Below are 25,278 nucleotides of genomic sequence, written 5' to 3'. Positions count from 1 at the left end.
AAGACTTAAGGTGGTTATGGCAACGGGGCTCACCTCTTTCCATTCCGAACAGAGAAGTTAAGCCCGTTAGCGCAGATGGTACTGCTATTTGTGGGAGAGTATGTCACCGCCTTTTTTTTTAAAGACCTTTACAGCAATGTAAAGGTCTTTTTTTTTTGAGCTAATTTTTCGGGAAGGGGGCTGCTATAAGTCTTTAAGTGGTTTTACAGGTGGGACTACATTTGCTACCGGTGGCAGGCTTTTAAAATAGAAGTACATGGCCTTTAAATCTTCATCCTTTATATCTTTAAAGTTTTGCCAGGGCATGGGCGGCAATAACATGCGGGCATTTTCCTGGCCTTTGTATTTTCCTTCCACCATAGCCCTTTTAAACTGTTGAAACGTCCAGTTGCCCATACCCGTGTCGTGTGGTGTTAAGTTTGCCGCATATGAAACTCCCCAGGGACCCACAAAAGCAGTTAAATCCTGGTTCATTAGTATCTCACTTTATCGCCTGATTTTACAATCAATCTTTCATATTCTCTATTCGGTTATAAGCTACCTTAGTTTAAGATAAGTAGCTTTTAACTTTTTGATGTTTTTTAATATGGCGAGAATATTCAGTTTATGATATCAATAGGGGCAATTTTTTGTGTATATTCGAAGAAATGATGCTATTCCTATATATTTTTATTGAAAACGATTAAAAACATTATTTGCCTGCTAATTTTATTCAGTTTTGTGCTCTTAGAGGACTTAGCTGCTCAGGATATTACGAGAAAGGATATATATATTCAATTTGATAAGCTTATTGGGATCGAAAACTCTGATCTATATAATGGTATTGCATATAATGAATTACATCAAATAGATCCTGAGGAAAATAAGTTTCTTTTTCCCTATGAAATGCATCCGGGTGATATAGTATATGATGGTAAAACCTACTATAACATATTACTAAATTACAATATATATAATGACGTTGTATTGGTGAAATTAAAAAATGACCTAGCTACTCATGTCTTTCAACTAATAACCGATAAGATTGAAGCTTTTGAAGTAAACAACTCAAAATATAAGCGAATTTCAGGAAATCAATTAAAGAAGATTCCTTCAGGAATTTACAAGATCTTGTATACTGATGAGAATCGAGATATCGTATTGATGGAAAAACATAGGTTAAAGGAAAGGAAGAATCTGAATGATAAGGTTACTGTTTATATGTATAAGAAACAAAAAAGCCATTTTGTTTTAAGAAAGTATGGCGAACTTTTCTTTTTACAGGATAAAATAGATTTTCAGAAGGTATTTCCAGGTTCTAAAAAAGAGATTGTTAATTTTTATAAGGAGTATAATTCTTTGCGGAAATCCAACCAAAGTGAGTTTATGTCTAAATTGATCGAACTTTTAATTTTAAAAAAATAATCGGGTTGAAGCAACAACTATTATTTCTTTCTTTTATGATTATGCCTTTTGTTTCGTTCTCTCAGGAAGAAACATTTTCTATTAATGCGGAAGGTATTACACTAAAAGAAGTTCTTTTAGAGATTGAATCTCAAAGCAATTATACTTTTTTCTTTGTAGATAGCTGGTTGGATGCCGATCCTATTTCAGTAAATTTTCAGAATAAACCTCTAAATACAATTCTCACAGAAGTTTTTAATGATACTTATTTGAATTATTATGTTTACAAAAATCAAATTATTCTAACTCCTAACAATTTGGTTTATGATGCGTTGCCCGAAGGATTTTTCGGGAGTGTAAATGATACTATAGGTAATAGTTTAAGGTCTGGAGACAAAGCCGGGAAAATGAATATGGAAAATATTAGCCCTATTTTTTATAAAGGAATACAAAATAGGAACTTAAATAAACCCATAAAAACCCTAAGTATCGGAAAAGAAACTACCGCGAAAAGTAACAAGAAATATTCTCTAAGTGGAGTGGTTACAGATAAGGTAAGTGGGAAGCCTATTTCTAATTTAGCCATTTTGGTTAAATCTAAGAATATTGGTGCTATAACCGATAGTCTTGGGTACTATGAAATTAAATTGCCTCAAGGTGCAAATCTTCTCGAAACCCAGTCATTAGGTTCTCAAAACCTCAGAACTAGGGTGGTAATGTATAATAATGGAAAGCTTGATATTAGCTTAAATGAAACCTATGAAGAGTTAGGCGAAGTTTTTTTAGAAACAACTAATAATAACAATGTTTCTGATGCTATTGTAGGGTCTGAAACAATTAATGTGGAACAAATAAAGAATATTCCATTGGTATTAGGTGAACGTGATATTTTGAAAGTGGCCACTACTTTACCGGGAATTACAAAGGCAGGAGAGGGTGCGGCAGGTTATAATGTTAGAGGAGGGAGGGTAGATCAAAACCTTATTTTACTTGACGACGCGGTGCTTTATAATCCTTCACATTTTTTCGGGATATTTTCTGCTATCAATCCTTTCACTTCAGGAGATGTAAATATTTATAAGGGAAGTATTCCGGCTAAGTATGGAGGCCGGCTATCATCGGTTTTTGACATACATACCAAAAATGCCAATACACAGAAATTTAGTGGAGAAGCAGCAATTGGACCGGTTACTAGTAACTTATCTTTAGAAGTTCCGGTAGTAAAGAATAAATCTGGGCTTATAATTGGTGGGCGTGCAACCTATTCAAACTGGATATTGAAAAATCTTGATGAAGAATCCCTTAATAATAGTGAGGCTTCTTTCTATGATATTATTGGCAAATACCACCATAGTTTTGATGATAAAAATAAAATTCAGGCTACAGGATATTTTAGTAAAGATAAGTTTAGTCTTACTTCCGATTCTTTATTCAGTTATCAAAACAGGTTAATGTCCATAAATTATGAACACAAATTCACCGAAGCCCATAAGGCAAATATCATTTTCTCTAACAGTGATTATAAATTCGATATAAGTTACGAAAACGACATTAGGGATAATTTTCAATCAGGATATAATATTAACGAGAGTGAATTAAAAATGATACTTGATTATGAGTTAAATGAAAATCATAACTTTATTTATGGATTATCCAGTAAACTCTATGTGGTAGACCCCGGGGAAATAAAACCTATAGGAGGGGAATCAGAAATAACTAAATTAAAAATACCCCGGGAAAGGGGACTGGAATCTTCAGTGTTTATTTCAGACGAGTTTAAAATAAGTGAGAAATTGCTCTTAAATACTGGGGTGCGATATTCTATATATGCTGCATTGGGAGAAAGAAGTCAGAGAATTTATGAAACCGGGCTCCCAAAAAGCACAGCTACTGTGCTAGATACTTTAAATTATAAGAATAATGAGGTGATTGAAACCTATGGAGGGGCAGAGGCCCGCCTATCGGCTCGTTACTTTCTAAAGCCAAATTTATCAGTAAAAGCTTCCTATAATAATACTTATCAATACATTCACACATTAACAAACAATACTACCATCTCTCCTACAGATATTTATAAATTATCAGATTTAAATATAGCCCCTCAGAAAGCAAATCAATACTCTTTAGGTCTTTATAAAAATATAGATAATAATTTGTATGAATTAAGCGCGGAAGCTTACTATAAAAGGTCTAAGAATTTATTGGATTTTAAAACCGGCGCAAAATTATTTTTGAATGAAAATGTAGAAACCGAAGCACTTCAGGGAGTTGGTAAATCTTACGGTATCGAGTTTCTTGTTAAGAAAACAAGAGGTAAATTAAATGGATGGCTGGGGTATACTTACTCCAGGTCCCTAATTAAATTAGATAGTGAATTTAACGAGCAGATTGTAAATGCAGGAAGATATTTCCCTTCAAATTTCGACAAGCCACACGATGTAAGTTTGGTAGCCAATTACAAGATTACTAAAAGGTTTAGTTTTTCGGCTAATTTTGCTTATCAAACCGGTCGCCCGGTCACTTACCCTATTGGTCAATATGATTTTAATGGCGCAGAATACGTTTTTTATAGTGACCGAAATAAATATAGAATCCCAGATTATTATAGACTGGACTTAAGCTTTAATATAGAGGGAAATCATAAAATTGATAAGCTGGCACATAGCTTTTGGAATATCTCTATTTACAATGTATTAGGAAGAAATAACCCATATTCTGTATTTTTTGTAACTAAAGATGGAAAAGTCGAAGCTTTACAAAGTTCTATTTTTTCTGTGCCTATTCCCACAATCACTTATAATTTTAAATTTTAAGTAATGAGAAGTTATGCTATAAAATACATAGTGGTTTTTAGTCTTCTCATAAGCGTTTTTGGCTGTGTAGAGCCGTTTGATATAGAAACTGAAAACCTGGAAAGTGCCCTGGTAATTGAGGCAACCATTACTAATGAATATAAGAAACAGGAAATTAAACTTTCCCGAACTTATGCGCTTGGTGATGAAGGTCCAAATCCTGAATCTGGGGCTCAGGTGAAAGTTGTAAACCTATCTGGAGATTTGTATCAATTTCAGGAAGAAGAACCTGGAGTTTATAGATCATCTCAAGAATTTTCTGCTGAGAATAATAGTTCATCTTATCAATTAGAAGTTATTACCAGTGACGGAAAAACCTATGCCTCAGAACCTGTAAAGCTCGATGCCTCTAGTGAAATTATGGAAATGGATATTGTGAAATCAACACAACCTATTAACGGTGTGGAAAAAGAAGGTTTGGCACTAACCGTAAACTCTGGAGAAAACGATTCGAAATTTTATCGTTATACTTATCAGGAAACCTATGAATTTCGTTCACTTTATAGAATACCATTTAAGTTTATTCTTGAGAACGGGGTTATAGATACAGCTCCCAAAACAGAAGAAGAATATCTTTGTTATGTTACAAGAGATTCAGAAAGTATCATAATTTCCAGTTCCTCAAATATAGTTAATGAAGCTGTAAGTGATTTTCCTGTACGATTTCTAAGTAAGGAAAATCCGGCTATTTCCTACAGATATAGCTTACTTGTTAAACAATATAGTCTATCCAGGGAAGCTTATACTTTTTACGAAGTTCTAAATGAATTATCTGGTTCTGAAAGTCTTTTTTCACAAAATCAGCCGGGTTTTGTGAATGGAAATGTCTTTTCGGTAGATAATCCTAACGAAAAGGTGCTTGGTTATTTTAGTGTTTCTGCCGTAGATTCACATAGAGTTTTCTTCAATTTTACAGACTTTTATGATAGGACAGAAAGACCTCCGTACCCTTATAATTGTACGATTACCAGGCCAGAATATCCTGTTCTTTTAAATGCTGTTGAAAATGATGCAGTAAGCCTTATAAGCCAGGCTAATGGCGGTGCCGATAGTGAAGGAATGGGGCCCTATAGAGTGGTGCCGAAGCCTTGTGTGGATTGTAGGGTTTTTGGAGTTAATGTTAAACCCGATTTTTGGGAAGATTAAACTATGGGATTGAAAACAATTTATTTCTCACTTTTATTTTTATTCTTAGCCTCTTCTGCTTTTGGTCAGAAACCTGAGGCTAAGTTTAAAGAACAGCAGTTTAAACCAGAAGAGAAAGTTTTTGTGGACTACAATTCTTCTCTTGTTTTTCCTGGTGAATATCTTTATTACAAAGTTTACGTGCTTAACGATAAAACCAATAGACTAAGTTCTTTAAGTCAAATAGCTTATGTGAAAATGGTGAGCGAAAATGGAGAAACAATTTTTACTCATAAAATAAATACAGCTTCAGGCACAGGCAATGGTGATTTTTTTGTGCCCACAAATATTGCCTCTGGGACTTATAAATTAATTGCATTTACAGAATGGATGTATAACAAAAGTGACACCAACTTCTTTAGTGGGACTGTATTTGTTATTAATCCTTATACCACCAAAGGCGAAAAAAGTTTAAAACGTGTTGCTTCGGCTCAAGTAGAGGATATAAATACAATTTCAGAAAAAGAAAATTCAGCAACAGGAATTATTAAGTTATCAAATAAAGCAATATTCAATAAAAGAGAAGAAGTAAAGCTACTTTTAGATTCATTAAAACTTAAAGAGGGAAACTATTCCCTGTCTGTTTATAAAAAGAATAAATTAAAACTTCCCGATAAACTGAATATTTCTAATTTTCAGAAGATATATCCAAAGGAAGATAACAATTCAAATTCTACTTCAAGTCAACTTTATCTTCCAGAACTTCGGGGGGACTTATTTAGGGGAACGATATCAACAACTAATAAAAATCTTTCTGTTTCAAACCAAAGTTTGGCGGTCTCAGTGCCCGGAGATAATTTTCAGCTTAAAATAAGTAATACTAATGAAGAAGGGGTGTTTTATTTTAACCTGGATGCCAGCCAGAGTGTAGATAATTTAGTAGTTCAGATGATGGGAGAAAATGCGCACGACTTTGAAATTGAATTAGATTCGCTTCCAAAATTTAACTATTCTTCACTTTATTTTCCACCATTGGAGATAAGTCCTGATATGGAATCGGAAATTGTAAAGCGTAGTGTATTTAATCAAATAGAGAATAGCTATTATAGTATTAAGCCCGATACATTAAAGACTCAGGGAAAAAAGGAACCATTTTTTGGCTCTAAAAACATAGCAGTTTATCCTTTAGATGACTATACCAGGTTTCCTACTGTTAAAGAGACTTTTATAGAAGTAATTAGTGCTGCTAAGATTAGAGAAAATAAAAAGGGCGAGAGTGTATTTGGCGTATACTCCAGAAATAGTGATTTAGAATTTATTAGTAGTGCACTTCTTCTTGTAGACGGGCTTTATATAGAAAATACTGAAGCTTTAATGAATTATAGCGCAAATAAAATAGATGTAATTAAAGTGGTGAGGAATGAATATTATTATGGTTCTAAAATTTTTGGTGGAATAATCTCTATCGAAACCAAAGAGAATGATTTTGTAGGTAGCTACCAATCAGGTTCCTTGAAAAAATTTGATATAATACCAGTAAGAGCTGCCAAAAATTATTATGTGGTTAATTATAAGAAACAGGAGCTTGATAGGATTCCCGATTTTAGAAGGCAATTATTATGGAAACCTAGGCTTACTAATAATTTTCAAAATATAAGTTTCTTTACCTCAGATGTTGAGGGTGATTATATTATCACGCTTCAGGGTATTAGTAACGATGGACGTATAATTTTTGATCAAATATGCTTTGAGGTGGTAGATTAAAACTGTATTTATTGGCACCGCCAAAGGCTGTAATACCCTGAGGTAGTTTACTAGTAAGTTAAAATATTAATTAGGAGTATGTTAGAAATTGTATTTATAAATTATAAAGCTAATATTTTAGCGCTTAAGGCAATCTTTTGTTTGCTTATCTTATTACTTAATTAACTGAACAAAATATATTTCTTCTAGTCAAAAACAGCCTTTACTATTGTCATTATTCCTTTAAATAATAAAAGCATAGCCGCGATTAAGGCTATGATTCCCAGAATTAAAACCGGGATATAATAGGGGTGATCCTGGTTGTTAAAGGCCGTGAAAAGCACAGAAGGGCCTATTAATATTAATGGAAGTGCAAAAGCCAGGTATTTAATTCCTTTACCAAGTATTTTTTTATCGGTGTGTTTCATCATTGCACAATATAAGTAGTAGAATCTGCTTCTGAAAGTCTAAAATAACCAAAAGGATAATTTTCTGGATTGGATTGGTTAATAATATTTCCTTTTACCGTTGCGGGTTGAGACTGGAAAGGCCCCCCGCCGTTATCTCCACCTTGAGAGCGTAATATAAATAAATAGTTATAAAATGCTTTAGATATCCCTTCCATAGTGATAAATACTTCATCACCAGGCACCAAATCTTCGTCGGAATAGGAAGCTGAAAACTGATTACCGTCTGTAAATTTATCTTCGTAAATTTCCAGGGAAAGTTTAGAAATTGAGAAATCTTTAAAAGTAAAAAGATAAAAATTTTCTTCACCTTTTGGATCAGTAAAAAAAGGTTCAATCTCCAGGTCTTCGCGGGTAAAGCCACCTTCGTTATTCTGTTCAATAAAGTCTATTCCAGAAACAGGTACAAAATTGGAACTGGCGGTATATATTTCTTCTTTATACTTTATTTCTAAAGTATATTCTTCTTCAAGTTTGGGCTTGAAACTAGTATTGGTGTAAATGCCCTGTTCCTGATGTTTAAAAATAAATTCTTCTCCATTTTTGGATCTAATAATAATTTCGGCATCACTCACGGTTGCTATTTCGTCTTCATAGTAACCAGTAGTTTCTGTTAATATAATTTTCTGTTCATTTCCAGGGGTGTCCATATACCAAAGCAAGGATGCATCTACTACAAGCCTGGGGGAGCTTTCTTCTAAATTCAACTCTATAACTTCCTCGCAAGAAATTAAAACTGAAGTAAGGAATAAGAGGCTTAAATACTTTATTGGCAGCACCAAAGCATATAACACCCCAAGGCCTGCCTCTAAATTAAAAATTTGTTTCAAACGAATGCCTCTTAGGCTTGCCCCTAGGTAGTTTACTTTTTTCATCTTAAAATTTAAAATTATAGGTCACAGATGGTATGATTCCGAATAGGCTTAATTTTGCTGCTTCATTACGTCCGGTTTCGTCATTCTCTCTAAAACTTATAGAATTGGCGTTTTTTCTATTGTATACGTTGTAAATTCCAAAATTCCAGGACGATTGCAAGCCATCTTTTTTATTTGGTTTGGGTACGTAGGTTGCAGAAAGGTCTAACCTATGATAGGCAGGTAATCTATTGCTGTTTCTATCACCGTAAACCGGTACATTTATTCCGTTAAAGTTATATTTCCCGGTAGGATAGGTAACCGGTAAACCTGTTTGAAACGCAAAATTTAGGCTAAAATCCCATTTAGAATTGTAATCGTAGGTGCCGGTTAGGTTTATATCGTGGGTTTTATCATAACTGGTAGCATACCATTTTCCATTATTTATGCCGCTTTCAATGGGGGTTCTACCGGGAGTTTGTTGTTCAGATTTAGATAAAGTATAGGCTAACCAACCGGTTAGGCGGCCTTTGTTCTTTTTAGCTAAGACTTCTAAACCATAGGCCCTGGAGCGTCCGTTTAAAATAATAGTTTCAATATTATTGTTCGCAATAAGATTTGCGCCATTTACATAATCTATTCTATTTTGAATGTCTTTATAAAAAACTTCAGATTCTAGGGTATAAGTTCCCTGTTGAAATTTACGAAAATAGCCTAGTGCATATTGATCTAAAATTTGAGGTTGAATAAAAGGACCACTTGGAGCCCATACATCAAGAGGGGTAGGGGAACTGGTGTTGGAGATTAAATGCAGGTATTGAGCCATTCTATTATAACTGGCTTTTATCGATTGCGTATCGTTGAAATTATAGGCTAAGGCGAGTCGGGGTTCTAAATTAGAATAAGTTTTTATTACTTCAGATCGGGAATATGTTTTTTCATTTATAGGTTCTGCTTCCTCATATATATCTAAACTTTCATTATAAATAATAGGGTTGTCGTCCCGGTATTCGTTGAAGCTGTCCTGCCCCAATCTAAAGAAGTTGCTAAACCTTAAACCATATTCTGCCGAAAAACTATTAGATATTTTGTGCTCTACAGAAAAGTAAGTGGCATTTTCAAAAGCATATTTATTGGTGAGTTTAAAATAATTAATTCCTGATTTTTCATCTATAGGTTCAATCTCACCGGGGTTAAATTCGTGGTAAGTATTATGAATGCCATATTCCAGTTGAAACGTATCGTTTAAATAGTGATTAAAATCGTATTTGATATTTAGATTTTTAATGCCACTATCCCAATTGAATCCTACAAAATCAAGGGTAAGTCCATAATAGTAATCGCTATAAATTAACGACAAATTGGTAAAGATATCATCTGAAACCAGGTGATTCCATCTAAGGTTAAAAACCGAATTTCCGTAGGTATTTATAAAATTCTGATTTATATCAAACACATCACGACCAAAATAACCTGAAAATAATAATTTATTATCGTCATTTATGGAGTAAGTAAGTTTTGCATTTAAATCGTAGAAGTAAGCTATGTTTGGATTATCGGCTAATTTTAGAAATAAATGGGCATACGAACTACGGCCACCAACCAGGAAAGAACCTTTATCTTTTACAATGGGTCCTTCGGCCAGTAATCTGCTTGAAATAACGCCAATTCCCCCCTGGGCCTCAAAAGTTCTGCTATTGCCATCGCGTTGATATATGTCTAGTACAGAGGAAACCCGGCCGCCATATTTTGCGGGAATTCCTCCTTTATATAATTTAAGGTCTTTAATGGCATCAGGATTAAACACCGAAAAGAAACCAAAAAGATGAGAGGAATTAAAAATAGTGGCTTCATCAAGCAAAATAAGGTTTTGATCTACCGCCCCACCGCGAACATTAAAGCCTGAAGCTCCTTCTCCTGCATTAGAGACACCCGGTAGTAATAAAAGCGATTTTATAACATCTACTTCCCCAAAAACTACCGGTAACTTTTGAATACTGTTTATAGAAAGCTTGTTAACACTCATCTCCGGATTTTTTAGATTAAAGCCTTCGTTGGTAGAAGTTATTACTACTTCATTTAAATTTTCTGAACTCGCAGTAAGTGCGGTGTTAAATGTGGTATCGCCATCTATACTAATCGTCTCTTTAATACTTTGGAAACCCAAATATGAAATCTCTATAGTATAGGTTCCTTTAGGTAATTTTATGGAATAGAAACCATATTCGTTGGTAATTACGCCTTTTTTCTCTTCAGGGATAAGAATGTTAACCCCAATTAAAGTCTCATTGTTGGATGCATTGCTAATTGTTCCTTTTAGAGTGTACTTTTCCTGAGCATTTAAACCCAGGCTGATAAAAAAGAAAACTAATATTAAAGAGGAGAGAAGTGAGAGTTTCAATTTTTTAAGTAAATATAGTGTAGAAGCTTATTATTTAAAAGCTTAATTACATTATTAAGAATTGTTGAAGGATTGCGGTTATAAAAATAAAGCCGGAAAACACTTTCCGGCTTTAAATTCAATTTGTTCAATGTTAAAGAGGTTGAAATTTCAAGGCCTGGAGCCGAAATTCCCTTTTCCTTTTTTAATAGCTCGTGGATATACCGCGAGCATATAAAATTAGAAAAGAACTACCCTAAAATATCGTTCAAAAGCTTACTTGGTCTCATAGCTTTAGAAGTAAGTTCTTCTTCGGGTTTGTAATAACCTCCAATATTTACCGGAGATCCCTGTGCATCTATAAGCTCTTTATTAATTTGCTCTTCATTTTCTTCTAACTTCGAAGCAATAGTTTTGAAATGTTCTTTTAGGTCGGTGTCTTTATCCTGAGCGGCTAAAGCTTGTGCCCAATATAAAGCCAGGTAAAAATGACTTCCGCGGTTATCAAGTTCATTTACTTTTCTGGATGGAGATTTACTATTCTCCAAAAATTTGTTAGTTGCTTCATCTAAAGCCTCAGAAAGAACAAGGGCTTTTTTGTTTTCATACTTTTCACCTAAATGCTCTAAAGAAGCCGCCAGGGCAAGAAATTCACCCAGCGAATCCCAACGTAAGTGGCCTTCTTCCAAAAACTGTTGTACGTGTTTAGGGGCAGATCCACCGGCACCGGTTTCAAACAAACCTCCGCCATTCATTAATGGAACTATAGAAAGCATTTTGGCACTGGTTCCTACCTCTAGAATCGGGAAAAGATCGGTTAAATAATCTCTTAAAACGTTTCCAGTAACCGATATGGTATCTTTTCCGGCTTTTACACGTTCTAAAGTATATTTAGTAGCTTCAGCAACCGACATTATTTTAATCTCCAAACCTTCGGTATCGTGGTTTGGTAAGTACTGATTTACTTTTTTGATAAGTTCTGCATCGTGAGCACGGTTTTCGTCTAACCAGAAAATAGCCGGCCATCCGGTTGCTTTTGCTCTGTTAACTGCTAATTTAATCCAATCCTGTACGGGTGCATCCTTAACCTGGCACATTCTCCAAATATCACCTTCTTCAACCTCATGTTCTGTTAGTACTTTTCCACTTTCATCTACTACACGAACAGTTCCGGCAGCCGGAATCTCAAAAGTTTTGTCGTGAGAACCATACTCTTCAGCTTTTTGAGCCATTAGCCCTACGTTTGGAACAGTTCCCATAGTGGTAGGATCAAAAGCACCATGTTTTTGGCAAAATTCAATGGTTTCCTGGTAAAGAGGAGCATAACTACTATCTGGAATTACTGCTTTGGTATCCTGGGTCTCGTTATTTTTATTCCACATTTGGCCAGAGGTTCTAATCATTGCCGGCATAGAGGCATCAATAATAACATCACTTGGTACGTGAAGATTGGTAATTCCTTTGTCAGAATTAACCATCGCTATATCGGGCCCTTGTTCAAGGTTAGATTCAATTTTAGACTCTATAGCGGCTTTTTTATCGGCAGGAAGTTTTTCAATAGCGTTTAAAATATCTCCCAATCCGCTGTTTGGATCACCACCTGCATTTTTAATTTCTTCGCCATATTCATTAAAAACGTCTTCAAAAAATACTTTTACCGCATGGCCAAAAATAATGGGATCAGAAACCTTCATCATAGTAGCCTTCATATGCAATGAAAAAAGGATTCCTTTTTCTTTGGCGTCTTTTACCTGTTCCCTAAGAAACTTTAAAAGAGCGTTTTTACTCATTAGGCTGGCATCAATAACTTCACCTTTAAGTAGCTGCAGATTATCTTTAAGCACTTTTTTATCACCACTTTCTGAGGTGAATTCAATTTTTACACTAGTATCTGCGCTAAGGGTTAAAGATTTTTCGTTGGCCTTAAAGTCTCCACCATTCATAGTAGCAACATGAGATTTAGAGCTTGAGCTCCATTTACCCATAGAATGAGGGTGGTTTTTAGCGAAATTCTTTACTGCTTTAGGAGCTCTTCTATCAGAGTTCCCTTCACGAAGTACCGGGTTTACGGCACTACCCTTAACCTTGTCATAGGTAGCCTTTATTTTCTTTTCCTCATCATTAGATGCTTCGTCTGGATAATTAGGTAGTTTATATCCCTTCTCTTGAAGCTCCTTAATAGCCGCTTTAAGCTGCGGGATAGAAGCACTAATATTAGGTAGTTTAATAATGTTGGCCTCTGGCTTCTTGGCGAGCTCTCCCAGCTCGGTTAAATCATCGCTTACTTTTTGTTCTTCTGAAAGATATTCAGGAAATTGTGATAAAATTCTACCGGCCAGGGAAATATCTTTGGTTTCCATACTAACGTTGGCCGCTTTGGTATACGACTTTACGATTGGGTAGAAAGAGTAAGTGGCTAAAGCAGGGGCTTCATCTGTTTTTGTATAAATTATCTTGCCAATTTGTGTCATTATGTAATTTTTATAGCTAATTAATTATGAAATGTCTAAATTCACTGAACGCCCAATTTTTACTGGGCGTTCGAGTACTGCGCAATATAATATTTTTCAAGCTTTTATCATAGCTGAAGCAACATGAAAGCTTGTTAATTATTAGTAAAGAAACATAAAAAAGCCATTTCATCTTAATAGCTAAAATGAAATGGCTTCAACTGAAATAATACATGCTCACTGAATTTTCGAAATTCTTTAAGGAAAAAATCCCGGTGTGTACTATTTCAATGATTCAAAAATAAAAACTCAAAACAGTTATATTCCTGAATCTAAAGGTTCTTATCCTTCAAACTTCTTTTGACCTGGCAAAAATGAGCGTTATATAGAAGATAAAAACCATAGGTAAAGGTTTTTAAAATTTACCGGGAATTCGTTGATTAGAAATCCTTTTGTCATTCTTTTTTCAACCAATTCCTAGATTAAATATACAACCAAATATAAGTTTTTGCAAGAAATTTAACATTTTAATACACAGTTGTTTACGTGGTTTTTTGCTTTGATTTTAATTTGTTAAAAAGAAGCCGTCTGAAAAGGTTCTAAACCCTTAGCTTGAAACAAGCTAAGCTTGAGGAAAGTACACTTTTTTGGGCAGCCCCTTTAATTTTTAATAACTACCTACTCTGTTACTGCACGATAGGCGTTTATTCTTCCTTTTCCAAAGTATAAGCTCTTGCCATTTCCATCAATCTTGTCGGCTGTCTTTTCAATTTGTTTCTGAACTTCTTTAGGGCTCATTTTTCCGTTTTTAGCAATAATTAATGCAGCGATCCCTGAAACATGTGGTGCAGCCATGCTTGTTCCTGCACTCCAGTATGCGCTGTTGTTATTACCGGTACTTAGAATCATATCTTCAAGAGCAACGTCAAAATCACCTCCTGGAGCAGCAACATCTACTAAAGATTTTCCATGGGTGGTATAACTTGCCGGAATATCAAAGTTGGTATAATCTGCTGTTGCATCATAACCATTAGGTGCGGTTGCCGATACCGTAAGCACATTATTAAGTCCTCCTGGTATTTTTATATAAGCTGAATTGCCATCATAATTAACACCGTCATTTCCTGCAGTGGCTATTATAGTACTACCTTGTTTTGCAGCGAAATTCAGGGCTCTTTGTTGGGCATTTACAATTTCCATAACGTATTTACCCGGTATTTTGAAAGGTACACCATTGGCGTCAATCAGTTTTCCATTTTTATTTAAGGTTGCACCCAGGCTCATGTTAATTACATCTGCTTTATTGGCACCGGCATAAACAATACCTGCGTTAATAGAACTAAAAGCACCTCTACCAGTAAACTCAGAAAGCACTTTTACTGCAACAAGTTCAGCGTTTGGTGCAACCCCTATTAGTCCTAAACCATTTTGGGCGGCAGCAATGGTTCCTGCTACGTGGGTGCCGTGGTTGTTAAATGGGGTACTTTCTAAAATATTCCAGTCTTCTCCAGGTACAAATGAAGCCGAAAGTGTTGTGTTTAAATTGGGAGCCAGTTCTACATGTTCAGCATCTATCCCCGAGTCAAGCACAAATACGTTGGCCCCGCTTCCCGTAAATCCGGCATTCCAGGCTTGTGGTGCATCAATCGCCTCCAGACCCCATAGGTAATCGTAGTAATAATAGGGCTCTGTGCTTCCAATGCTTGGCGTAGCATCAGGGAGGTTAGATTCTATATTTTCAGAAGTTGGTATCCAGGCTATTTCATAATCTGGAACAACAGAAGTAACGTTTCTTTTCTTTATGGTATTCTGAATGAAATTTGCATCTTTTGAGCTTACAATAGAAATTCCAATTTCAGGAATTGAACTTACAATCTTCCCGCCGCTTTTTGTAAGATCTTCCTCCACACTTTTTGTTGAATTGCTTGAATTTGAAATAACCATGTAATTTGTAAATGGAGGCTCTTTTAGTTCTGCAAAAGCATTTTCTTCCTTATTAGGTAAGTTCTCTTCTTTTTCACAAGCGCTAAATAAAGCTCCAAGAAAGAAAACACATACCAGTGTTCTCCATACCTGAATTGTTGTTTTTTTCATAATATATTTTTTAGTTTTTTAATACGCTTTAAATTACATGATTACATGTATTTAACGAAATATTAGTAAAATATTTTTAGTTAAAATATCTTAAGGGTTGATTTTTTATTGTTTTGCGGTATAATTATTAATAAAAACAAAATATCAAGGCATTGTGTGAAAATAGGTGTGAAAAAATATAAATAAAAAAAGCCCCGAACTCTCGGGGCTTTCTATAAATTTAATAAGATGCGATTTATCTTTTAGCTTCCTTAATACGGGCTTTTTTCCCGGTAAGTTCTCTAAAGTAATAAATACGAGCTCTTCTTACTTTTCCTCGCTTGTTCACTTCAATTTTTTGAATTGCAGGAAGGTTTAGAGGGAAAATTCTTTCAACACCTACAGTACCACTCATTTTTCTAATGGTGAATGTTTGTGAAGAACCGCTTCCTCTTTTCTGAATTACAACCCCTTTAAAAAACTGGGTACGGGTTTTTTGACCCTCTTTAATTTCGTAATACACAGTAATGGTATCACCTGCAGAAAATTGAGGTAAATCTTTTCTTTCAACGAATTCGTCTTGTACGTACTTAATTAACGATTCCATAATTGTCTTTATTAATATAAAATCTAAAACAACATACACGGACCTCGCCAGAGGTTATTTTAGAACGAGTGCAAAAGTATTAATTTTAATTTATAATGCAATTGTGAAATTGCAATTATTTTTCTGTTTCATCCAAAAGATCAGGTCTTAAGCGTTTGGTTCTTTCCCAGGCTTTTTCCTCCCGCCAGGCTTCTATCTTTGGAAAATTGCCAGAGGTTAATACTTCCGGAACTTTCCAGCCTTTATATTCGGCCGGCCTTGTGTAAACCGGTGGCGCTAACAGGTTATCCTGAAAAGAATCGGTTAAAGCCGAATTCTCATTGCCTAGTACCCCGGGAATTAATCTGATAATGGCATCACAAACTACGGCAGCACCCAGTTCTCCACCAGAAAGCACATAATCACCAATAGATATTTCTTTGGTAATAAAGTGATCACGTACTCTTTGGTCTACACCTTTGTAATGCCCACACAATATAATAAGGTTTTCTTTGAGGGAAAGTGAATTAGCTGTTTTTTGGTTAAAACGTTCTCCATCAGGACTCATATAAATCACCTCCTCGTAATCCCTTTGGCTCTTAAGGTTGGAAATACATTTGTCTATAGGCTCTATCATCATTACCATTCCGGCACCACCCCCAAATTGATAGTCATCTATTTGTTTGTAATTATCGGTTACATAATCTCTTAAATTATGCAAGTGGATTTCTACATGGCCGCTATCTATGGCTCTTTTTACAATAGAAGCATCAAAAGGGCTTTTAAGTAAATCTGGAACAACGGTAATTATATCTATGCGCATATTTTAGTATAAAATGCAAAGATGCTAATTATAAATTAAGCTGAAGGAAAATTATTCTTTAGCTTTATTTTTCTCATCTTGTAGCATACGGCCTAAACGTTGTTCTTTTTCCAGGGCTTTCGCACGATAGGCGTCAAATTCTTTTTCGGTTTCGTTTAGCCTATGTCTAGCTTCTTTGGTAGTGGCATTAGAGTTTTTAAACTTATAAATAAAGAAAAGAAGTGCAAGGATTAAAAAACCTACTATTCCCCACATCATGGCCATATAGCTACCTTTGCTAAAAGGCATTCCCAGAAATTTTATCGCGTCCTTTTCTTCGTTTACGCGCTTTAGGTCTTCTTGGGTAGCAGCTAATTGATTTTTAAGGTTTTCAATTTCTTCACTTTGGCTCTCTATTGTGCTTTGCTCTTGCTGTAATTCGTTTTTTAAATCCTGTACGTGACGTTTTGTGTTGTTGCGCAGCTCGATTAAAGCGTCATAATCTACCACTTTATAGCCCTGGTAGTTATTTGATGATTCGATAAGATTATCGAATTCATCTTCAATAAAATTAGATGTAGCTAAAGAATCTTGAGCGGTTAAAGCACCAACTGAAAATATTAAAAGTAAACTTGAAAAAATAATGTTACGCATCATTTGGGTTTTTCTGGTTGAGAATTTATATGCTTGAACGCCTGCATTTTCTACTTATTGTAATGGCCTTCAATATTTTAAAATTTATTTGCTAAATTCCTTTAAATTAATAATTTGAGCGCGCAAATGTAACGTATTTCAACTTAAAAACCCACCGTCTAAGGGTGGGTTTTTTTGTAAAGTTTTGGTCAATAAAGCGAAGCTGCACCAAGTAGAAAGATTTTTGAATATTTTGGAAGCCTTAGCTTTATTGAGATTGCAAATACCTTATAAAGTTTATAAGCTCTAGTAATAGGTAAACCTCCTTACTTTTGCAATATACTTTGCCAGTCTTATTAATTGATGGCTGTAACCGTATTCATTATCATACCATATATAAAGAATAACATTTTTTCCATCTGCAGAAACTATAGTTGCTTTACTGTCATAAATTGCCGGAGCATTAGAACCAACTATATCTGAAGAAACCAATTCATTATCTAACGAATATTTAATCTGCTCTACAAGTTCACCTTCCAGCGCATATTTTCTTAAAACCTGGTTTATACTTTCAACACTTGTTTGGGCTTCTACTTCAAGGTTTAAAATAGCCAAAGAACCATTAGGTACGGGGACTCTAATTGCATTAGAAGTTAATTTACCTTCAAAAACGGGTAATGCTTTGGCTACGGCTTTACCGGCACCGGTTTCGGTAATAACCATATTTAGTGCAGCCGCGCGGCCCCGACGATATTTGCTATGCATATTGTCTACCAAGTTCTGGTCGTTGGTATAGGCGTGAATAGTTTCTAAATGCCCGTGTATAACTCCAAGTGTATCCTGAACAGCTTTTAAAACTGGAGTGATTGCGTTGGTAGTGCAGGAAGCTGCTGAGAATATCGAAATTTTATCTGGGTTATATTCTTTATGGTTTACACCGTGAACAATATTAGGAACGCCCTTTCCCGGAGCAGAAAGTAAAACTTTTGCCGCTCCTTTTGCTTTTAAATGCCTACTTAATGCCTCTTTATCCCTAAAAGCGCCGGTGTTGTCTATAATTAATGCTTTGTCTATTCCGTATTTTGTGTAATCTATATCTTCAGGTTTATCTGCCGATATTACATTTACCGTGGTGCCATTTATAATAAGGGCCTTGTGCTCTTCATCTACGTTAACCGTTCCGGAAAAAACTCCGTGAACCGAATCATTCTTTAGTAAGGAAGCACGTTTCTCCAGTACAGTTCTATTTACCGCTCCGCGCGTAACAATGGCTCGTAACCTTAGTTGGTTACCTTTACCGGTTCTGGCCATAAGTTCTCTGGCTACCAAACGACCAATGCGTCCAAAACCATAAAGTACTACATCTTTAGGTACTATCTTCCCATATTTTTTTGCGTCTTTTAATTTGTCGGAAACAAAAGCCATGGCATTAAGGTGTCCCTGGTCTTCTAAATGATATTCGTAGGTTAGTTTGCCAATATCCAGTTTTGCAGGTGGTAGATCCATGTCCTGGATTGCTTTTGCAATTTCTACCGAATCAAAAATTGAAATAGGCTTCCCTACAAATTCTCCTGCATATTCATGAAGATCAAGAATATCACTAATGTTTCTATCCAGCAATTGATTCCTGAAAAGAACAAGTTCAATAGACTTGTTGTACCAAAGATCGCTAACGATGTTAATGAATTCTACGGTCGTTTTACGCCGATTTGCCTGAAAGGAAAGTTCTTTTTCGTAAACTTTGTTAAAGTTCATGTGTGGTTTGTGTTGTTTTAATCCCTCATAGAGGGCTTAATTCATCGAGACTTATCTCGAATATTTAAAATTATTTTCTATTCATACCTCGTTTGTTTGCATCGAGGTTTTCTGATTAATGCCGCAAAAGTATATATTTCAAACGTTTTCGTAAAGAAAAATTTGTATAAAAAACTCCCTTTGGTATGAGGGAGTTTTTTTGGATTTTAAGTTTAATCTATCGCCAAACCATATGTTGTTTTTGGCCGTTTTTATCGACGATACTTATAATAATTTCTTCTGAAGGATTTTTTCGTCTAAAAATTCGTTCTACATCACCAACATTAGAAACTTTCTTATTATCTATAGCAGTTATAATGGTTCCTACTAGCTCTGAAGCTGGTAGCCTTGGAGATAAAGTTTTGTGAATTTTAACACCATGGTCAATGTTTAAAGCTTGTAGATCTTCCTTGGTGGCATTGGTAACTTCAATTTTTATAGGTTCAATTACATAAGTTTCAAACTTACTGAGTTTTACCCTTACCTGCTTTTCGTCTCCGTCTCTCAAAAAGGTAACTTCAACTTCATCATCCGGGCGTTTTGTGTAAATATAACCGGTAAGATCTGAGAATTTATTAATTTGTATGTTATCTATTTTCTTGATTACATCACCTTCCTTTAAACCGGCTTTTTCGGCACCGCTACCACTGGTAACTTCTGCTACCAGAACTCCCTGGGAAGTTTTTAAGTCTAATTCTTCAATAGCAGTTTGGGTAACACTTCCACCTCGAATGCCTAAAATTCCTTTTTGTACATCACCATACTCCATGATATCCTCTACTATTTTTCGGGTATTGTTGGAAGGTACGGCAAAGGCATAACCTACATAGCTACCTGTTTGGGAGGTGATAGCAGTATTAATTCCTACAAGTTCCCCATTTATATTAACTAAAGCACCTCCACTATTTCCCGGGTTTATAGCCGCATCAGTTTGAATAAAAGATTGTGGAGTGTTATCAAAGGTGTTTAAGTCTCTTGCTGTAGCACTAATAATACCGGCAGTAACCGTACTTTTTAAGTTAAAAGGGTTTCCAACAGCTAAAACCCATTCTCCAAGCTTTACATTGTTGGAATCTCCAAATGGAATATAGTCTAAATTTTCAGCATCAATTTTTAATAATGCGATGTCTGAAGTTTCATCGGTACCAATAATCTCTGCTTTATAGGTTTTGTTGTTGTTTAAGGTAACTTCAACTTCGTTTGCCTCTTTAATCACATGGTTGTTGGTTACAATATAACCATCGGGGGAAATAATAACCCCAGAACCTGCTCCCTGTAAGGCTTTTCCGCCACTGTGGTTGCCATAAATTAGGTCTCTCATAGTTCTCGGGCCTCTGTAAATAGCAACATTTTTAACGTGAACAACCCCATTTACCGTATTTTCAGCCGCTTTGGTGAAATCGGCATTGGTGCCGTAAAGATTTTTGGCATAATTCGCTGAAATTACTTCAGCACCTGTATTGGAAACCGGTGGTAAAGTAGGAGGCACTTCCTCTTCAAAAAATATCTTATAACTCCCTAAAGTTAGGGCGCCTCCAAGTATAGAAACGAGAAGTAGTTTTGATAAATTTTTCATTTTGTAAAACGTGTTTTTGTATAATTCAACTTTAAAATTATAATATTAATATTTTCAGTTTTTAACTTTAACGGCCATTTAACAACCTAAAAAATCGTCTATTTTATAGTATCTTTGTAGCCCTTAAAATTTACGTAATGAAAATTCCATTTTACAAATATCAAGGTACGGGAAACGATTTTGTGATGATTGATAACCGTCAAAATCTAATATCCAAAAACAATACCAAATTAATAAACAGGCTTTGTGACCGAAAATTTGGCATTGGGGGGGACGGGTTAATACTTTTAGAGAACCCTGAAGTGGCCGGAGACGATTTTAGAATGGTGTATTTTAATGCAGATGGTAATGAAAGTAGTATGTGTGGTAATGGAGGTAGGTGCCTTGTTGCTTTTGCTAAATTCCTTGGAATTATTGAAGATAAAGCAACTTTTACTGCTGTAGACGGGCCGCACAAAGCAACAATTACCGGCGATGAGGTAAGTTTGCAAATGCAGGATCTTACCGAAATAAAACAATCGGGAAATATGGCATTTCTGGATACCGGGTCACCGCATCATGTTGTTTTTACAAAAAATGTAGCTCAACTAGATGTAAAAAAAGAAGGTGCAGAAATTAGATATTCTGATGCTTATATAGGTAACGGTGGCACCAATGTAAATTTTGTAGATATGCAGGAGAATAACACCTTTCTTGTGAGAACCTACGAAAGGGGGGTAGAAGATGAGACGCTTTCCTGTGGAACCGGTGTAACTGCCGTTGCCCTTGCGGCACATGCCTCGGGAAAGGCAAATAGCAACACCGTAAAACTTATTGTTCCGGGTGGGGAACTGTCGGTTTCTTTTAAAAAGGAAGGCGATACCTATAGGGATGTTTGGCTTACCGGCCCGGCAGAACAGGTTTTTAAAGGGGAAATAATATGCTAAGTTTAAAAGGAAATAAGGTTTATTTGCGAGCACTTGAGCCTGAAGATCTCGACTTTGTTCACAGGATTGAAAATACTGAAGAGTTTTGGGAAGTAAGTGCGACACAAACTCCTTATTCCAGGTATATGATTAAGCAATATCTTGAAAATGCACATCGGGATATTTATGATGTGAAGCAATTGCGGTTGGTAATATGTGATCTTCAGAAAAAAGAGGTGGGTTTAATAGATATTTTTGATTTTGAGCCAAAAGATCGCCGTGCGGCCATAGGTATATTAATAGCCGATGCAGCAGACCGCGAAAAAGGCTATGGTGCTGAAACGCTTAAGCTTATTTGTAGTTATTGTTTTAAACATCTGGCCCTGCACCAGGTATACGCGAATATTACCCAGGGAAACGAAACCAGTATAAAGCTTTTTGAAAAGCAGGGGTTTCAAAAAGTTGGGGTGAAGAAAGATTGGACCTATTCTCAGGGGCAATTTAAAGACGAAATTCTATATCAATTGATCAATAAATAATGTACATAAAAAAAATTCTCCTTGCCATAGCTATTCTTGGGCTGGTGGCTCTTTCTATTTTTAGTTATTATATCTATAACAGTATCTTTTCTGCCAATACTTCTTTTTCAGAAGACAAATTGGTTTATGTGCCTACCGGTGCAAATTATCAAACTGTAATAGATAGCCTGCAACCTTTTGTTGAAGATATGAATTCTTTTGATATGGTAGCCAGAAAAAAAGGCTATGCTTCAAATATTAAAGCAGGTAGGTTTGCGATTAAACCCGGTATGAACAACAATGAGTTGGTAAACGCTTTACGACGTGGCAATGTGCCGGTTAAACTAACCTTCAACAATCAGGAGCGTCTTGAAGACCTGGCAGGAAGAATCGCTCAGCAAATTGAAGCCGATAGCATTGCTTTAATTAAAGCATTTAAAGATGGAGATTTTTTAACTGAAAACAATTTTACCGAGGCTGATGCCCTGGCTATGTATATTCCAAACCAGTATGAGGTGTATTGGAATACCTCTGCTGAAGAATTTAGAAGTAGAATGAAGCGCGAATATGAACGTTTTTGGACAGAAGAGAAAAGAAAGAAAGCCAGAGAAATTGGGTTGAACCCTAAAGAGGTGTCTACTTTAGCTTCAATAGTACATAAAGAGACGGTTAAAGTTGATGAGAGACCAAAAGTAGCAGGAGTTTATATGAATAGGTATAAAAATGGCTGGAAGTTGGATGCCGATCCTACCGTAATCTATGCCCTTAAGAACAAAACCCAGAAATGGGATACTGTTATAAAAAGAGTGCTGTATAAAGATTTAGAACTCGATTCGCCTTACAATACATACAAATTTAAAGACTTGCCTCCCGGCCCGATTTTTATGGCAGATATTTCTGCAATAAATGCGGTACTTAATTATGAAGATCATGATTACTTCTATTTTGTTGCCGATGTAGAAAATTTTGGCTATCATAAATTTGCTAAAAATCTGGCACAACATAACAGGAATAAGCGTGAATATGTGCGTTGGATTAATAAGCAGGGTATAAAAAGATAGATTAAATTTTTAGGTCCTGGGCTTAAGGTTTCTCTAACACTTTGAATAGCTGTTTCTTATAGCGATGTTAAGTAGGGGTGAAACTTTATAAATTGCTTAACAGGCTGGTCTTTAGATTTTTAAAATTTGTTGTACATTTGCACGGCGAAATTGAAAGGGGTGTTAGTTATATTATTTAGCTAAAACCGTTAACCTTTCAGAAACAAAATCTAATGAGAAAGAAAATTGCAAAATTTTCAATCTTGCCTGTTTTTGCAGGCTGCATGTTTTTCAGTTTTTCGACCAGAGAAGCAGCGAATTTGGAAATTGAAGGTTATTCAACTTCCAATCTTGAACTAAATTATACTGTGGCTCTTTTAGAGGAAAGCGAATTAGTAGAAGATTTGAGCCTAAAAAGGCCTTTGCCTAAGCTAGGTAAGTCTTATGACGGATTCAAAGAAGCGCTGGGATTTAAAGAGTCTCGCGGAAATTACCAAAGTGTGAACGAGTTTGGCTATATGGGAAAATACCAGTTTGGTATTGGAACATTAGAATTGTTGGGAATATACAATGCTGCCGAATTCCTTAACTCTCCTGCTTTGCAAGAAGCGGCCTTTTACACAAATTCATCAAGAAATAAGTGGATCTTAATTCGTGATATTGCTCGCTTTGAGGGTAAGGTGATCAATGGGGTAAAAGTAACTGAATCTGGTATTCTTGCGGCTGCCCATCTTGCTGGTCCCGGAAGTGTGAAAAAATATCTGAGAAGTTGGGGTGCGCAATCTTTTAGCGATGCTTTTGGAACTTCAATTAGAAATTATATGAAAAAGTTTGGCGGTTATGATACTTCGTTTATAAAACCGGAGCAAAACCCCAGGGTAAATATAAAAGCCTATAGAGCTTAAATTTCTTTCTGAAATACAAAAATAGCAGGCCTCTTGTGGAGGTCTGTTTTTGTTTTCTTCCATTCCGAAGCCGGTTTGGTTACTATATATTCTGTAGGTAGAGTAAGGTCACAGGCTACACATAGCCTTGTTGTGGGGTGTAAAAACTGAAGCAAATCTTCAAGTAATTTGTTGTTACGGTATGGGGTTTCAATAAAAATTTGAGCTTCGTTCTTTTCAAAGGAAAGCCGCTCTAAATCTTTTATTTCCTTTTTGCGTTCTTTTTTGTCTATGGGTAAATATCCATTAAAGGTAAAACGCTGCCCATTCATGCCGCTGCCCATCATTGCCAGTAAAATTGAAGAAGGTCCAACTAGTGGGATTATCTGTATACCTTCATTATGGGCGATTTTCACAATTTCTGCACCCGGGTCTGCAACACCGGGGCATCCGGCTTCACTTAATAAGCCAATATTTTTACCTTCTTTACAATCGTTTAAGAAAGAAGGAATTTCACTAGCTTCGGTAAACTTGTTTAGGCTGTAAAACTTTAAAATAGACTGCTGCTTTTCTGGAAGTAGTTGTTTGATATGCCTGCGGGCTGTCTTTTCATTTTCAACAATATAAATATCCAGCTCCTGCATAATTTCTTTCACCTGAATGGGTAAAACCTGCATTGGGTTTGCCGCTCCCATGGTAGTAGGGATAAGATAAAGTTTTCCGGAGTATTTAAAGCCTGGCATTATGCTTTCTGTTCTTCCTTTAATTGTTTCGCTATTTTATCGCAGGCCTCATCAAGCATTTGGTATACGTTTTCAAAGCCGTGGTCGCCGCCGTAATATGGGTCGGGGACGTCCACATTTTCAGCGGGGAAAATTTCATCCAGAATTAATTGCACCTTTGCGCGATCGTCGTCGTTTCTTGCCAGGGAAATTACATCTCTAAAGTTGGAATTGTCCATAACATAAATAAGATCGAACTTATCGAAATCTTCTACTTTAAATTGTCTTCCGCGTTGATAAGTGATATCCAGCTTATTCTTTTTTGCTATGGCAATAGACCGCGGATCGGGAGTATCGTTAATATGATAACCTGCGGTTCCAGCCGAATCTACAAAAACCTGAGATTCATCTACTTTAGACTTTAAAATTCCCTCAGCAAGCGGTGATCTGCATATATTGCCAAGGCACACCATTAATACCTTAGTTTTCAT

General features: G+C 35.7%; 21 protein-coding genes and 1 rRNA gene. 9 read left to right on the top strand and 13 right to left on the bottom strand.

Annotated features, from left to right (window positions below; genetic code table 11):
• The first annotated feature begins 6 nt into the window (after positions 1-6).
• Positions 7-115 (top strand): 5S ribosomal RNA (rrf, locus tag GUB10_RS12965).
• A 68-nt stretch (positions 116-183) separates the two neighbouring features.
• Here rrf and GUB10_RS12960 read toward each other — a convergent pair.
• Entirely contained in the window at positions 184-474 is a 291-nt protein-coding gene (locus GUB10_RS12960) for a hypothetical protein (protein ID WP_193711875.1), read from the bottom strand.
• Positions 475-720: 246 nt separating this feature from the next.
• On the opposite strand from GUB10_RS12960, the gene GUB10_RS12955 reads away from it, so the two are divergent.
• The 4 genes from GUB10_RS12955 to GUB10_RS12940 are packed head-to-tail and all read left to right on the top strand — an operon-like array spanning position 721 to position 7,124.
• Positions 721-1,404, top strand: coding sequence for a hypothetical protein (locus tag GUB10_RS12955; protein WP_193711874.1), 684 nt, complete (start codon positions 721-723; stop codon positions 1,402-1,404).
• 5 nt (positions 1,405-1,409) lie between these two features.
• Positions 1,410-4,196: a carboxypeptidase-like regulatory domain-containing protein gene (locus tag GUB10_RS12950; protein ID WP_193711873.1), complete on the top strand. Its 2,787-nt coding sequence runs from the start codon at positions 1,410-1,412 to the stop codon at positions 4,194-4,196.
• A gap of 3 nt (positions 4,197-4,199) precedes the next feature.
• Positions 4,200-5,381 (top strand): DUF4249 domain-containing protein, encoded by a 1,182-nt coding sequence (locus GUB10_RS12945; RefSeq protein ID WP_193711872.1) that lies wholly within the window; start codon positions 4,200-4,202, stop codon positions 5,379-5,381.
• Positions 5,382-5,384: 3 nt separating this feature from the next.
• The gene (locus GUB10_RS12940; RefSeq protein WP_193711871.1) at positions 5,385-7,124 is read left to right on the top strand and encodes a hypothetical protein; all 1,740 of its coding nucleotides are present in this window, start codon (positions 5,385-5,387) and stop codon (positions 7,122-7,124) included.
• A gap of 185 nt (positions 7,125-7,309) precedes the next feature.
• Here GUB10_RS12940 and GUB10_RS12935 read toward each other — a convergent pair whose 3' ends face one another.
• From GUB10_RS12935 to GUB10_RS12890, 10 genes are all read right to left on the bottom strand, one after another.
• Positions 7,310-7,531 (bottom strand): DUF6095 family protein, encoded by a 222-nt coding sequence (locus GUB10_RS12935; RefSeq protein WP_193711888.1) that lies wholly within the window; start codon positions 7,529-7,531, stop codon positions 7,310-7,312.
• Positions 7,531-8,400, bottom strand: a complete 870-nt coding sequence (locus GUB10_RS12930) for a DUF4249 family protein (protein ID WP_227740401.1) — start codon at positions 8,398-8,400, stop codon at positions 7,531-7,533. The genes GUB10_RS12935 and GUB10_RS12930 overlap by 1 nt, the downstream gene beginning before the upstream one ends.
• 46 nt (positions 8,401-8,446) lie before the next feature.
• Positions 8,447-10,825: a TonB-dependent receptor gene (locus GUB10_RS12925; protein WP_193711870.1), complete on the bottom strand. Its 2,379-nt coding sequence runs from the start codon at positions 10,823-10,825 to the stop codon at positions 8,447-8,449.
• Between the two features lie 230 nt (positions 10,826-11,055).
• Positions 11,056-13,275, bottom strand: a complete 2,220-nt coding sequence (locus GUB10_RS12920; RefSeq protein ID WP_193711869.1) for an NADP-dependent isocitrate dehydrogenase — start codon at positions 13,273-13,275, stop codon at positions 11,056-11,058.
• Between the two features lie 657 nt (positions 13,276-13,932).
• Positions 13,933-15,348, bottom strand: coding sequence for a S8 family serine peptidase (locus GUB10_RS12915; protein WP_193711868.1), 1,416 nt, complete (start codon positions 15,346-15,348; stop codon positions 13,933-13,935).
• 235 nt (positions 15,349-15,583) lie between these two features.
• On the bottom strand, positions 15,584-15,934 hold the full coding sequence (gene rplS, locus GUB10_RS12910) for a 50S ribosomal protein L19 (protein WP_193711867.1): 351 nt from the start codon (positions 15,932-15,934) through the stop codon (positions 15,584-15,586).
• Positions 15,935-16,049: 115 nt separating this feature from the next.
• Complete coding sequence (trmD, locus tag GUB10_RS12905; RefSeq protein ID WP_193711866.1) at positions 16,050-16,736, bottom strand: tRNA (guanosine(37)-N1)-methyltransferase TrmD; 687 nt, start codon at positions 16,734-16,736, stop codon at positions 16,050-16,052.
• A 51-nt stretch (positions 16,737-16,787) separates the two neighbouring features.
• Positions 16,788-17,372: a hypothetical protein gene (locus GUB10_RS12900; RefSeq protein WP_227740399.1), complete on the bottom strand. Its 585-nt coding sequence runs from the start codon at positions 17,370-17,372 to the stop codon at positions 16,788-16,790.
• 282 nt (positions 17,373-17,654) lie between these two features.
• Complete coding sequence (locus tag GUB10_RS12895) at positions 17,655-19,103, bottom strand: glyceraldehyde-3-phosphate dehydrogenase (protein ID WP_193711865.1); 1,449 nt, start codon at positions 19,101-19,103, stop codon at positions 17,655-17,657.
• A 217-nt stretch (positions 19,104-19,320) separates the two neighbouring features.
• Positions 19,321-20,718, bottom strand: a complete 1,398-nt coding sequence (locus GUB10_RS12890) for a S1C family serine protease (protein ID WP_193711864.1) — start codon at positions 20,716-20,718, stop codon at positions 19,321-19,323.
• Between the two features lie 137 nt (positions 20,719-20,855).
• Between GUB10_RS12890 and dapF the strand changes: the two genes are divergently transcribed.
• From dapF to GUB10_RS12870, 4 genes are all read left to right on the top strand, one after another.
• Positions 20,856-21,644, top strand: coding sequence for a diaminopimelate epimerase (gene dapF / locus GUB10_RS12885; RefSeq protein WP_193711863.1), 789 nt, complete (start codon positions 20,856-20,858; stop codon positions 21,642-21,644).
• The gene (locus GUB10_RS12880; RefSeq protein WP_193711862.1) at positions 21,638-22,162 is read left to right on the top strand and encodes a GNAT family N-acetyltransferase; all 525 of its coding nucleotides are present in this window, start codon (positions 21,638-21,640) and stop codon (positions 22,160-22,162) included. Before dapF ends, GUB10_RS12880 begins: the two co-directional genes overlap by 7 nt.
• Positions 22,162-23,202 carry an endolytic transglycosylase MltG gene (gene mltG / locus GUB10_RS12875; protein WP_193711861.1) on the top strand — a complete coding sequence of 347 codons (1,041 nt, stop codon included), beginning with the start codon at positions 22,162-22,164 and terminating at the stop codon, positions 23,200-23,202. Before GUB10_RS12880 ends, mltG begins: the two co-directional genes overlap by 1 nt.
• Before the next feature lie 212 nt (positions 23,203-23,414).
• Entirely contained in the window at positions 23,415-24,086 is a 672-nt protein-coding gene (locus GUB10_RS12870; protein WP_193711860.1) for a peptidoglycan-binding protein LysM, read from the top strand.
• Here the strand turns inward: GUB10_RS12870 and GUB10_RS12865 are convergent.
• Complete coding sequence (locus tag GUB10_RS12865) at positions 24,083-24,808, bottom strand: SAM-dependent methyltransferase (RefSeq protein WP_193711859.1); 726 nt, start codon at positions 24,806-24,808, stop codon at positions 24,083-24,085. The two genes, GUB10_RS12870 and GUB10_RS12865, sit on opposite strands and share 4 nt — an antisense overlap.
• On the bottom strand, positions 24,808-25,278 hold the full coding sequence (locus GUB10_RS12860; RefSeq protein WP_193711858.1) for a low molecular weight protein-tyrosine-phosphatase: 471 nt from the start codon (positions 25,276-25,278) through the stop codon (positions 24,808-24,810). The genes GUB10_RS12865 and GUB10_RS12860 overlap by 1 nt, the downstream gene beginning before the upstream one ends.

The organism is Salegentibacter sp. BLCTC, from assembly GCF_015143665.1.
In the GTDB taxonomy this organism is placed as follows: Bacteria; Bacteroidota; Bacteroidia; order Flavobacteriales; family Flavobacteriaceae; genus Salegentibacter; species Salegentibacter maritimus.
The sequence above is the reverse complement of the archived record's forward strand: the minus strand, read 5'-3'. Positions and strand labels throughout refer to the sequence as shown.

What these genes read in the sequence shown, in the direction of transcription:
- GUB10_RS12960 (WP_193711875.1), bottom strand. Translation starts at nt 474, where the DNA reads ATGAACCAGGATTTAACTGCTTTTGTGGGTCCCTGGGGAGTTTCATAT.
- GUB10_RS12945 (WP_193711872.1), top strand. Translation starts at nt 4,200, where the DNA reads ATGAGAAGTTATGCTATAAAATACATAGTGGTTTTTAGTCTTCTCATA.
- GUB10_RS12940 (WP_193711871.1), top strand. Translation starts at nt 5,385, where the DNA reads ATGGGATTGAAAACAATTTATTTCTCACTTTTATTTTTATTCTTAGCC.
- GUB10_RS12935 (WP_193711888.1), bottom strand. Translation starts at nt 7,531, where the DNA reads ATGAAACACACCGATAAAAAAATACTTGGTAAAGGAATTAAATACCTG.
- GUB10_RS12920 (WP_193711869.1), bottom strand. Translation starts at nt 13,275, where the DNA reads ATGACACAAATTGGCAAGATAATTTATACAAAAACAGATGAAGCCCCT.
- GUB10_RS12915 (WP_193711868.1), bottom strand. Translation starts at nt 15,348, where the DNA reads ATGAAAAAAACAACAATTCAGGTATGGAGAACACTGGTATGTGTTTTC.
- rplS (WP_193711867.1), bottom strand. Translation starts at nt 15,934, where the DNA reads ATGGAATCGTTAATTAAGTACGTACAAGACGAATTCGTTGAAAGAAAA.
- trmD (WP_193711866.1), bottom strand. Translation starts at nt 16,736, where the DNA reads ATGCGCATAGATATAATTACCGTTGTTCCAGATTTACTTAAAAGCCCT.
- GUB10_RS12900 (WP_227740399.1), bottom strand. Translation starts at nt 17,372, where the DNA reads ATGATGCGTAACATTATTTTTTCAAGTTTACTTTTAATATTTTCAGTT.
- GUB10_RS12895 (WP_193711865.1), bottom strand. Translation starts at nt 19,103, where the DNA reads ATGAACTTTAACAAAGTTTACGAAAAAGAACTTTCCTTTCAGGCAAAT.
- GUB10_RS12890 (WP_193711864.1), bottom strand. Translation starts at nt 20,718, where the DNA reads ATGAAAAATTTATCAAAACTACTTCTCGTTTCTATACTTGGAGGCGCC.
- dapF (WP_193711863.1), top strand. Translation starts at nt 20,856, where the DNA reads ATGAAAATTCCATTTTACAAATATCAAGGTACGGGAAACGATTTTGTG.
- GUB10_RS12880 (WP_193711862.1), top strand. Translation starts at nt 21,638, where the DNA reads ATGCTAAGTTTAAAAGGAAATAAGGTTTATTTGCGAGCACTTGAGCCT.
- mltG (WP_193711861.1), top strand. Translation starts at nt 22,162, where the DNA reads ATGTACATAAAAAAAATTCTCCTTGCCATAGCTATTCTTGGGCTGGTG.
- GUB10_RS12870 (WP_193711860.1), top strand. Translation starts at nt 23,415, where the DNA reads ATGAGAAAGAAAATTGCAAAATTTTCAATCTTGCCTGTTTTTGCAGGC.
- GUB10_RS12865 (WP_193711859.1), bottom strand. Translation starts at nt 24,808, where the DNA reads ATGCCAGGCTTTAAATACTCCGGAAAACTTTATCTTATCCCTACTACC.
- GUB10_RS12860 (WP_193711858.1), bottom strand. Translation starts at nt 25,278, where the DNA reads ATGAAAACTAAGGTATTAATGGTGTGCCTTGGCAATATATGCAGATCA.